Consider the following 10,826-nt stretch of genomic DNA (forward strand, 5'->3'; position numbering starts at 1 on the left):
CAACATGGCGAACAGGTACGACGCGGTGATCATCGGCGCGGGACACAACGGCCTCGTGTGCGGTGCTTATCTCGCGCGCAAAGGCTTCAAGGTATGTCTGCTTGAACGGCGCGAACTTGCAGGCGGCGCGGCCGTCAGCGAAGCGGTGTGGCCGGGGTATCGCGTATCGACCGCGTCCTACACGATGGCGTTGTTGCAGCCGCGTATCATCCGCGAACTCGAGCTTGCAAAGTACGGTTACGAGATCGTCGTGCCGCCGCCCATGCTGCATCTCTATGGCGATGGTAAGAGTCTCGTGTTTCGCGGGGAAGGCGAACGGCTTCATGCGGACATCGCGCGCTTTAGCCGCGCCGATGCCGATGCATACGGTAAGTATCGCGCGCATATGGCTCGGCTCGGCAAGGTCGTCGCCGAGATGCTCTGGGAGATTCCGCCCGATCCCGCCGATGCCGCGCTCGGCGCGCGCGGGCGTTTGCTTGGATTCGCCTGGCGTTTCCGCGATATGGGCGAGCAGTTCTACGACTTGTACGACGTACTCACGTTGAGCGCGCGCGATTACCTGTCGCGCTGGTTCGAGTCCGATCAGATGATCGCGGCGCTGGGCTTCTACGCCTCGTGCGGCGGAGCGGCCACGAGCATCTGCTCGCCCGGCTCGGCGTATGTGTTGCTGCGCGGCTTCATTCGCGATCACACCACGAACGAGGGGCCGGCGGGCTTCGTGCGCGGCGGCATGGGTTCCATCTCCGAAGCCATCGCGGCATCGGGGCGGGCGCATGGCATGGAGGTGCGTTGCGATGCGCCGGTGGCGTCGGTGGAGATAAGCGGCGGACGAGCGACGGGCGTGCGGCTCGCATCGGGCGAATCGATTGAAGCGGGTTGCGTCATATCGAACGTGGCGACCAAGATCCTGTTTCAGCAACTCGTCGATGCGGATTATGTGCCGCCCGAATTTCTCGTGCGTGTCGCGCAGATACGCGACCGTTCCACCGCGTTCAAAGTGAATCTCGCGTTGCGACGCCTGCCCACTTTCACGGATTTCGATTCCAATGCAGCAGGTTTTGCTTATCCGGCGCAAGTTCGTATCGGACCTTCGGTGGAGTATCTCGAACGCGCGTGGGATGCATCCAAGTACGGCGAGTTATCGCCGCGACCGCCGCTCGTCGTGCTGACGCCAAGCGTGATGGACCCAAGCGTCGCGCCTGCGGGCAAGCATCTGATGAGCATCTTCGGCCAGCATGCGCCTTATACGTTACGCGAAGGAACATGGGACACGCAGCGCGAACGTCTCTTTCATATCGTGCTCGATACGCTTGCGTTGCATGCGCCCGATATTCGCGACTGCATCGACGATGCGCAAGTGCTTTCGCCCGCCGATCTGGAGCGCATCTTCGCGCTGCCGGGCGGTCATGTGCATCACGGTGAACTGAGCGCGGATCAGATCTTCTTCAGGCGGCCGGTGCAGGGGGCCGCGGACTATCGCACACCGGTGAAGGGACTCTATCAATGCGGGGCATCCGTGCATCCGGGCGGCGGCGTGACGGGCGTGCCTGGCCACAACGCGGCGCAAGTCGTGATGCGCAGCGAGCGTCACTGAGCGGCATCATTCACGGAATCCGACGATGAACATGATCGAACTGAAGCAGGTCTCGCGGCGCTACGGCGAAGTGCAGGCGCTCGCGCCGCTCGACTTCAGCGTGAAGCAAGGCGAGTTCGTCACGCTGCTCGGCCCTAGCGGCTCGGGCAAGACTACGCTGCTCAACGTGATAGCGGGAATGGTCACGCCATCGTCCGGGCAGATTTTCGTGCGCGGCGTCGACATCACGAACGCGCCGCCGAGTGCCCGCGGACTCGGCATGGTGTTCCAGAACTATGCGCTGATGCCGCACATGACCGTGTTCGACAACATTGCGTTCCCGCTGCGCGTGCGCAAGATGCCGAAGGACAAGATTCGCCGCAAGGTAAGGGACGTGCTCGACATGGTGCGCTTGCCCGACATCGCGATGCGCAAGCCGAAGGAACTGTCGGGTGGCCAGCAGCAACGTGTGTCGCTTGCGCGTTGCATCGTCTATAACCCGGCGTTGATCTTGCTCGATGAACCGCTCGGCGCACTCGACAAGAAGCTGCGCGAACAGATGCAACTCGAGATTCGCCGGCTGCATGCGGAACTCGGCATCACGATGCTTAACGTCACGCACGATCAGGACGAGGCGCTTTCGATGTCGGACCGCATCGTGCTCATGAATCAGGGGCGCGTCGAACAGATCGCGACACCCGACGAGCTGTATCGTTCGCCGCGCACGGCGTTCGCGGCGAGCTTTATCGGCACGGCCAATCTGATCTCGGGCACCGTGCAGGACGACATCGGGACGCATGTGGTCGTGTCGACTCCGCTTGGCATGCTGCGCGCCGCGACGGCATCGCAGACGATGTCGCGCGGTGCGGCCGTGAAGCTACTGGTGCGACCGGAAAGCGTGCGAATGACGTCCGCGCATCGGCCGCCTGACGATCATGCTGTCGATGGCATTTGTCATTCCGGCACGCTCGAAGACTCGATCACGCTCGGCAGCGTCGTGCGTCATCACGTGCGTCTTGCCGACGATACGCAGATCGTCGTCCAGCAACAGGGCACACGGCGGCGCGCCGAACATGAGCGCGGCGCGCCGGTGCTCGTCGACTGGGCGCCGGAGGATTGCCAGATCATTCTTCAAGACTAAATACGCGCGACAGGCGCGCCTCGCCGTGCGAGGTTTCGAATTTCGTGGAGAGCATGTATGAAGACACAGTCGCCGACCGTGGCGGACGAACTCGTCCGTCGAAAGCGTCAGGAGCAACTCGCATTGCCTGAATCGCTCGGAGATTTCGTGCGCGAACAGGCCGCGCTATATGGCGATAAGACCGCTGCGGTGTGGTTCGATCGCGGTATCGAGATGACGTATGCGCAAATCGATCGCGCGGCTTCGCAGCTTGCCGATTCATTTGTTAGGCGCGGTATTCGCAAGGGCTGTCACGTTGGACTGATGTTGAAGAACACGCCCGAGTTTCCCATCTCGTGGATCGCGCTGGGCCGTATCGGCGCGGTCATGGTGCCCGTGAACACCGCCTACACGCAGGACGAAATGATGTTCGTCCTTACCGATGCCGACGTGCAGTACCTCGTGATCGACGCCGAATTCCTGCCGCGTCTCGCCGATGCGCCCACGCTGCCCGCACTGCTTGCATGGGAACGTGTGATCGTGTGCGGCGAGAGCGAGCATCCGCTGCAATGGCAGGCTTTGCTCGATGCGGGCAGCGCCATGTTCAATGCGCCCGGAACGGTGTCGCGCAACGACCTGTTGAATCTGCAATACACCTCAGGCACGACGGGCTTTCCGAAGGGCTGCATGCTGACTCACGATTACTGGATGATTCATTGCCACGGTGCGGCGCGTAATAGGCGCGGGCCGGAAGCGGGCATCGAGAACGTGTTGATCTGGGCGCCGTTCTTCTACATGGACCCGATGTGGCAGTTCCTGATGACGCTTAAGCTCGGTGGCACCGCGTACATTGCCGAGCGCATGAGTCTCACGCGCTTCATGTCGTGGCTCATCGATTATCGGATTCACTACTGCATCTTTCCCGAGCCTGCCTTGAGCGCGCATCCACAGAGCGAACGCGACGCCGATGTATGCCTGAAGTATGTGAGCATCTACGGATGGACCAGAAGCGCGCGCGAAGAAGTGCAGGCGCGCTTCAACGTGATTGCTCGCGAAGGCTTCGGCATGACCGAAGTAGGAACGGGCGCACTCGTGCCCGCGTGGGCCCATGATGAGGCGCTCGAACGCACTTGCGGTCTGCCTGCCCCGTTTCGTGAACTGCAGGTTCGTCGCGATGACGGCAGTATCGCCGATATAGATGAAGTCGGTGAACTCTGGATTCGCGGGCGCGGCATTTTATGGGGGTACTACAAGCGTCCAGAGGCCAACGCCGAGAGTTTCGATGGCGACTGGTTTCGCACGGGCGATCTGTTTCGACGCGATGCAAAGGGCTTTTATTTCATCGTGGGACGCATCAAGGAGATGATCAAGCGCTCGGGCGAGAATGTCTCGGCAACCGAAGTGGAGACCGTTCTACGCAGCATGGATGCAATCGATGAAGCCGCAGTCGTGCCGGTGCCCGATCCGCTGCGTCGCGAGGAAGTGAAGGCGTACCTCAAGTTGCGCGAAGGACTCACGCATAGCGACGTTCCGCCCGCGGCGGTGTTCGAGCATTGCGCGCTGCATCTCGCGTCGTTCAAGGTGCCACGTTATCTGCAATATATCGTCGGCGATTTTCCGCGTACGCCTTCGCGCAAGATCGCGAAAAAACGCCTGATTGCCGAGACAACCGATCCGTTCGTCGATACCTTCGATCGTCAGGAGTCGCGTTGGCGGTAACGCCAGACGCTTGCCGGAGCTGCCCATGTTCGTGGACTTTTCGAGCCGTCCTCCGTCGTTGCAGTTCGACGGTCCTGTCACTCATCTGGCGAATTATCGGCGCGTGTACGAGGGTACGGAGCGTCAAGTCGCGAGCGCGAATGGTGTCGATCCACTCGACGACTATCTCGCGACTTACGAGCGACTGAAGGCGCGACATGTCGTGTTGAAGGCGCGCGATCTCACCAGCACGTTCGGCGTGAAGATAGCGAACGAGCACGTGGCTGCGTTTTGTCACACGCATGGCGAGCGCTACATCGGCTTTGCAGGCGTCGATCCGCATAAAGGCGATGCGGCGGTCGCGGAGTTCGAGACGGCGGTGCGCGAACTCGGTCTGCGTGGGTTGAATGTGCAGGGCTTCGAGCATAAGTTGGCTATCGACGATCCCTTGCTGTTTCCGCTTTATCGCAAATGTGTCGAATTAAACGTGCCGGTGAATATTCATTGCGGCACGAACTTCTCGACGCATACCTCGATGATGCATGGCCATCCTGCCGCGCTCGACCGCGTGATGATGTCGTTGCCCGCGTTGCGGGTATGCGCTTCGCCGCCGGGATGGCCGTGGGTGCATGAACTGCTTGCGGTGGCGTGGCGGCATCCGAATGTATGGATAGGCACCGTGGCTGTGCGGCCGAAGCTACTTGCCACCGCGCACTCGGGTTACGAGCCGCTTTTGCAATACGGCAAGACAGTGCTTAAGAAGCGCATGATCTTCGGGTCCGCGTTTCCGATGATGCCGGTCGATAAGGCTTTGCAGGAGTTCGATGCGCTTGGAATGGCGGATCAGGTTCGCGAGGATTGGCTCTGCAACAATGCGGTGCAGTTCCTTGGAGGCTAAAGCGCCCGCGTCGTGAATGAATGAAAGGCGGTACGCGTGTTGCTGACAGTGAACGTCGTCTGACCTTCAAACCAGCGCTCAGCCCACAAGGAACACGATGGAACCGATGAAGCCCATGAAACCCATGACGCCGATGCAACCGATGGAGCCCATGAAGCCGATGGAACATTGGTGGCCGGACAATCTCGGCGAGCCGCAAACGAGTGGTGCACAGAACGGTCTGCGCTACGCCTTCTTTGCGGATGCGAAGCGACTTTTAATCGAAGACAACGGCACGTTAAAGACTTATGACAGCGCGGACCATCGCATTAGCGGGGTGTCCCAAGGAAGTGGCGCAGGGCATGGCCCTGCGTTTACCAGTCAGAATGGTGTGGTAGACCTTACAACATTGAAGGAGATTAAGTAGCTGGCTTGTCAGGGATGTCTTCCAACAAGGACCGGAAATTTTTTTTCGATGCGTGTCAACACACAGCGTGGCGAGGCGTTAAGCAAGTACTCGCGGTACTTAAGCCGCGACACTGTTAAACAACCACGAAGGGCCTGACCGCCATGAAAAAGCAACTCGTTGCCGCATCGATCGCCGCTTTGTTTTCCGTTGGTGTATTCGCACAGGCTTCGGCGCCTGCCGTAGCCCCTGCAGCTCCGGCTGCCACGACGGCCGACGCCGCGCAGCCCGCAAGTGGAACCAAGACTAAAAAGCATCACCGCAAGCATCACAAGAACACGACGAAGGCTGCCCCGATCCCGTCGTCGGCACCGAAGCCCTAAGCTTTAGGGTGTCGAATTCGCTTCGTTCGGCAGTGGTTCAGGGTTGAAACGATCGAACGAGGTGACGGAGTATTCAAAGTGCGGCTTAAAGGCGCGATACCTGCGCCTTTAGGCCGTTTTCGTTTGCGCTTCCTGGTTGAGTTCTTAAAGCATCGTTGGTGCGGTTTCGTCGACAACGCGCGAACATTGCCTCAGGCTGCTACTAGCGCTATTCTTGAACCGCTTGCAGTAATCGAATGCTGGTCAATCCGGGGACAACAACTTCGTGAAGCGAACTCTGGCTTTCTGCTGCATTTTTACCTTGAGCGCAATCCTCTGCGCATGCAACAAAGACGGATCGCGAAGCGCGACTCCAGATGCGGGCGCATCAGCGAGTCAGGCGCCAGTCCAACCAGGACAGGTCGCGAGCGGTACGCAAGCCGCATCGGCCACGCAGGAACACAGCGCGCCAGCCGCCGTCACCACTACCACCAAAGCGCAATTGCCAGGCGAGGCGACTGAGACACTGCGTCTGATCAAGGCCGGTGGTCCGTTCCCCTTCGCCGAGGACGGTGTCATGTTCCGCAATAGCGCCGCAATGCTGCCGCAACATCCGCGTGGCTACTACCGCGCCTATACCGTGCGCACGCCGGGCGCGACGGATCGCGGGCAACGACGCATCGTGTGCGGTGGACAGCGCAAACAGACTAATGACTGCTATTACACTGAAGATTACTACGTCAGTTTCAAGCGTATTGCAGATTGATTTGGAAAAAGCGGGAATGCGCCGGGGCGCTTTTTTAGAGGACCTCGATTGCTTGTTAGCGGTTCTTAGGCGCGCTGCTCGACGTTGGTAATGGGCGTTGGGGATGTTATCGTCATACGTTTAGATCGGTCGAAGTGTTGGATGGCATCCCCGTCCGTATCGACGAGCGTAAGTGATTCTTGAGGCAAGCCGTAAACAATAATTTCGTATGACCCGCCAACATAATCGAAGAGCGTGAGTCGACGATCAGTCCGGTGTGCCCGCAAGCCCCAGCAAATAGGCGCGATCTGCCTCAAGGAGCCCGTCAAGCCACTGTTGTTCAGTTCCAGGTTGAGGCAAGACTTGTCCATATTCGATCATGTTCGCAGGCGGCAACTCGGAGAGATAAACCCATAAAAAACGCTTTTCCAACTTCGAGATTCGATGAAGGGATTCCACGATATCGGCAAGCAACCTGGCCTTTTGCTCAGGCGTTCTTCCTGCGCGAATGTGTCCATGCACGAAGATATGATTCGTATCGATCCGCTTACCGCCCATGAAATGAGCGCCTCGTGAAATCGCGCTGAACATGACCTGCGCGAAGAAAGTTTGCGCACCCGTGGCTTGACTATGCGCTCGGGTGATTTCGCGCGCGATGTTTGCTTTCGCGTCATCGGAAAGCAGTCCGTCCGTGACAGATACGAGGTAAGTCGGCATAGGGCGTCTCCCTGGTTAGCGTTTATCCGCTAGCGTTGCATGTCCTTTTCGAAGCGCTCCGCAAATTCATCCGATAAGAGCTTGTCCAGCACGCCGCGCAATACTTCGGCTTCGGCGCGGCCCAATGATGAATCGAAGATAGCTTGCGCCTTGCGCCACAGAACGTCGGATTCAGCGAGCTTCTCGCGTCCTTCGGGCGTGAGACCAATCGATTTATGCCGCCTGTCGTCAGGGTTCACCTCGAGTGAGATGAAGCCGTCACGCTCAAGCGGCTTAAGCGTATGCGCGAGCGCGCCCGAATCCATTACCAGCGCTGCAGCGAGCTTGCCTACGTTGGTCGGCTCCGATCGCCCGATCTGAGCGAGCACCGCGCGCTGCGTGATTTTCAGGCCGCTTGGCGATATTGCCGCGTCATAGAGTTGTGAAATACGTCGCGTGGCCTTGCGCAGTGCGGTGCAACTGCAACCGGGTCGCCCGCGATTCACATTCTTTGCCGCCATTTTCGTTGCCATCACTCATTCCTCTGCGAAGTTTCCTGCAGAGTCATTATTCCATTATCAGCATATGCAGGCAATTGACAGATTGCAAGCATATGCTGATAATTTGCCGCACCGGTCCTCATCAAATGGAGCTCCATCATGCCGTTTGTTCGTATCGACTTGAAGAAGGGAAAGAATGCCGACTATCGCCAGAAGATCGGCCTCGTCGTTTATGAAGCGATGCTCAGTGTCGGTGTGCCGCAGAACGACCGCTTCCAGGTCATCAACGAGCATGAAGACGCCAACTTCATGTTCGATCCGACGTATCTTGGCATTGCGCGCGACGACGACCTTGTCATCATCCAGATCACGTGGAACGAAGGACGTAGCACCGATCAAAAGAAAGCGCTATACCGCGCAATTGCCGAGGGACTCTCGACATCGCCGGGCATACGGCCTGAGAACGTCTTCATCAATCTGGTCGAAGTGAAGAAAGAGAACTGGTCGTTCGGCAACGGTTTAGCGCAATACGCGGTTTGAGGAGCGCGCCGCATGGATCGTTCACTCGCAAGTAGACCGGACGCCGCGACGAAGCGGCATGAGTGGCTCGTGCTCATCTGCACCTCGGCGCCGTCCTTCATGCTGCAACTCGATGCGAACATCGTGTCGGTGTCGCTGCCCTCCATTGCGCGCTCGCTGCATGCGGATTTCGCGGGCATCGAGTGGGTGATCACGGCGTACATGTTGAGCTTCGCGTCGCTGTTGATGCCAGCAGGCGCGCTCGCCGACCGCTTCGGACGCAAGCGCTTGCTCGTTACAGGGCTGATGTTATTTACGTTTGCATCGCTGCTATGCGGGTCCGCGTGGAACTTGCCGATGTTGATAGCCGCGCGCGCGTTGCAAGGCGCGGGCGCGGCCATGCAATTGAGCGCCGCACTCGCCACCTTGTCGCACGCATTCCACGGCGAAGCACGGGCGCGAGCGTTCGCGTTTTGGGGCACCGTAGTGGGCATCGGGATCGCGAGCGGTCCGGTGGTCGGTGGACTCATCACGCAGGCGTTCGGCTGGCAATGGGCGTTCTATGTCAACGTGCCGATAGGCGTCGTATTGCTTGCGTTGATCTTGCGCGTGATCGAATCGTCGCGCGATCCGCACTCGATGCGACTCGACCTGCCAGGCGTCGCATGCTTCGGAACGGCGCTCTTTCTAACGACGCTTGCGCTTATCGAAGGCAATCGGCGCGGCTGGAATGATCGCTGGATCATCGCTGAATTCGTAGGCGCTGGCGTGCTGTTCGTGTTGTTCGTCATTGTCGAGCGACGTCAGACGCGGCCGATGCTCGATCTATCGTACTTCCGCAATCGAACGTTTCTCGGTGCGACGCTCGCGCAGTTTGCGTTTTCCATCGGCATGCTCACGATGCTGACGTTCGTGCCGATCTTTCTGCAAAGCGGTCTCGGCGCGACATCGGCGAGTGCGGGTCTCATGATGCTGCCGATGGTCGGGCCACTCTTTATCGTGCCGCGTCTCGTGTCGCGTCATCTCGCGCATCGCCTGACAGGGCGCGCGTTGGTTACGCTCGGGTTGCTTACGGTGTGCATCGGGCTCGTCTGTTTCGCGGCGGTCGTGACCATGCTTGCTTATGCGCCTCTCATCGTAGGCATGGTCGTGACGGGCATCGGCGCGGGCATGCTCAACGGCGAGACGACCAAGGTTTCGATGACCGTGATCCCAAAGGAGCGATCCGGCATGGCGTCGGGTGTGTCGGGCACGACCCGTTTTACCGGACTCGTCATCGGAATCGCAATGCTCGGCGCGGTGATGTTTGCGCGTGTCCAAAATGTCATTACGAATTCGATGCCTTCCGTCGATTCGCAGCAGCGCCTTCATCTCGTAGTGGATATCACTGCAGGGCATCTTCAGAGCGCAACCTTGCCAGGCTGGAGCGATGCCGCGTTGCATGCACTCGGTGCGATTAGTTTCGCCAAAGGGTATCAAGCGCTGTTCGTCGTGGCTGCATTGTTCATGCTGTTGTCGGCCACGTTGACTTGGCGCCTCGTGAATCCGGCTGAGACACCGCCGACTTTAGCACGCTGAATCAAGGCTTGAAATCAGCCAGTATCACGCCGTTGCGAATATTTTCAAGCGCATGGGCTATGTAGTCGACGGTCGGCTCAGGCGGATGGTCCAGCGGCGCCCAAACAAACGCAGAACACTTGTGCGGCTCCATGTTCGCAAGGACGCCTTCCCAAGAACGACATGTCAAAAAGAAGCTTATTCGGTTCTGTTCCGAATCGCGTCGCATCACCAACGTGAAGTCGAATGAACCTGGCGCGATGCTCACGCCGGCTTCTTCCTTCGACTCGCGGATCGCGCATTCCTCGATGGATTCCCCAGGTTCGAGATGACCGGCGACCAGCGAATACTGACCGTCTCTATGGCCAGTATTTGCGCGCTGGATGAAGAGATATTCGTTATTGTCGTTCTTGAACAGGACATGTACGTCGACAACGCTTTGCATTCGGCTCATCTTTGTGCACCGTGGAAGAAGCTGATGTTCGGTTCGCGATCCTACGTCGCGAAGCGGCGAGCGCAAGTTTAAACCGCGAGGCGGCTTATTAATATTGGCGGCGATGAATCAGGCTGATTGCGTCGAGCCTCGACGGCGACTTCGGTTGAATCCTGATCCGGCGTGCTCTATATTGGAACTCATCCTCTCAGTATTTCCCGAAGCGAGCGCACAAAGCAGCCCTGCCAATGAAGCGGAATTTAATAGTTTGGAGTCCTCGAACGGCCCTTTAAGGCGGGTTATCCATTCAGCATGCATAGCGCATGCGATTCCACTTTGC

The 10,826-nt window shown here is 58.8% G+C and carries 12 protein-coding genes; 9 read left to right on the top strand and 3 right to left on the bottom strand.

Going from position 1 to position 10,826, the window contains the following annotated elements:
• Positions 1–4 precede the first annotated feature (4 nt).
• From ACYQ47_RS10495 to ACYQ47_RS10525, 7 genes are all read left to right on the top strand, one after another.
• Positions 5–1,594: a phytoene desaturase family protein gene (locus ACYQ47_RS10495; protein ID WP_459905339.1), complete on the top strand. Its 1,590-nt coding sequence runs from the start codon at positions 5–7 to the stop codon at positions 1,592–1,594.
• A gap of 25 nt (positions 1,595–1,619) precedes the next feature.
• Entirely contained in the window at positions 1,620–2,714 is a 1,095-nt protein-coding gene (locus ACYQ47_RS10500) for an ABC transporter ATP-binding protein (protein ID WP_250468343.1), read from the top strand.
• A 57-nt stretch (positions 2,715–2,771) separates the two neighbouring features.
• Complete coding sequence (locus ACYQ47_RS10505) at positions 2,772–4,412, top strand: class I adenylate-forming enzyme family protein (RefSeq protein ID WP_459905340.1); 1,641 nt, start codon at positions 2,772–2,774, stop codon at positions 4,410–4,412.
• A gap of 25 nt (positions 4,413–4,437) precedes the next feature.
• A complete protein-coding gene (locus ACYQ47_RS10510) occupies positions 4,438–5,289 on the top strand; it encodes an amidohydrolase family protein (protein WP_459905341.1) in 852 nt (283 codons plus the stop codon).
• Between the two features lie 97 nt (positions 5,290–5,386).
• A complete protein-coding gene (locus ACYQ47_RS10515; RefSeq protein ID WP_459905342.1) occupies positions 5,387–5,695 on the top strand; it encodes a hypothetical protein in 309 nt (102 codons plus the stop codon).
• Positions 5,696–5,838: 143 nt separating this feature from the next.
• On the top strand, positions 5,839–6,057 hold the full coding sequence (locus ACYQ47_RS10520) for a hypothetical protein (protein ID WP_250468339.1): 219 nt from the start codon (positions 5,839–5,841) through the stop codon (positions 6,055–6,057).
• A 265-nt stretch (positions 6,058–6,322) separates the two neighbouring features.
• The gene (locus ACYQ47_RS10525) at positions 6,323–6,802 is read left to right on the top strand and encodes a ribonuclease (RefSeq protein WP_459905343.1); all 480 of its coding nucleotides are present in this window, start codon (positions 6,323–6,325) and stop codon (positions 6,800–6,802) included.
• Positions 6,803–7,048: 246 nt separating this feature from the next.
• On the opposite strand, the gene ACYQ47_RS10530 is transcribed toward ACYQ47_RS10525, so the two are convergent.
• Both ACYQ47_RS10530 and ACYQ47_RS10535 read right to left on the bottom strand, forming a co-directional pair.
• Positions 7,049–7,498, bottom strand: coding sequence for a tautomerase family protein (locus tag ACYQ47_RS10530; RefSeq protein ID WP_459905344.1), 450 nt, complete (start codon positions 7,496–7,498; stop codon positions 7,049–7,051).
• Positions 7,499–7,527: 29 nt separating this feature from the next.
• Positions 7,528–8,010: a MarR family winged helix-turn-helix transcriptional regulator gene (locus ACYQ47_RS10535; protein ID WP_250511651.1), complete on the bottom strand. Its 483-nt coding sequence runs from the start codon at positions 8,008–8,010 to the stop codon at positions 7,528–7,530.
• Between the two features lie 126 nt (positions 8,011–8,136).
• Here ACYQ47_RS10535 and ACYQ47_RS10540 point away from each other — a divergent pair, with 126 nt between their 5' ends.
• Both ACYQ47_RS10540 and ACYQ47_RS10545 read left to right on the top strand, forming a co-directional pair.
• Positions 8,137–8,517 carry a tautomerase family protein gene (locus ACYQ47_RS10540; protein ID WP_459905345.1) on the top strand — a complete coding sequence of 127 codons (381 nt, stop codon included), beginning with the start codon at positions 8,137–8,139 and terminating at the stop codon, positions 8,515–8,517.
• Positions 8,518–8,529: 12 nt separating this feature from the next.
• The gene (locus ACYQ47_RS10545; protein ID WP_459905346.1) at positions 8,530–10,074 is read left to right on the top strand and encodes an MFS transporter; all 1,545 of its coding nucleotides are present in this window, start codon (positions 8,530–8,532) and stop codon (positions 10,072–10,074) included.
• 1 nt (position 10,075) lies between these two features.
• Here the strand turns inward: ACYQ47_RS10545 and ACYQ47_RS10550 are convergent, their stop codons facing one another.
• Complete coding sequence (locus tag ACYQ47_RS10550) at positions 10,076–10,507, bottom strand: NUDIX hydrolase (RefSeq protein ID WP_459905347.1); 432 nt, start codon at positions 10,505–10,507, stop codon at positions 10,076–10,078.
• Between the last annotated feature and the right edge of the window lie 319 nt (positions 10,508–10,826).

The organism is Caballeronia sp. HLA56 (genome assembly GCF_054655155.1).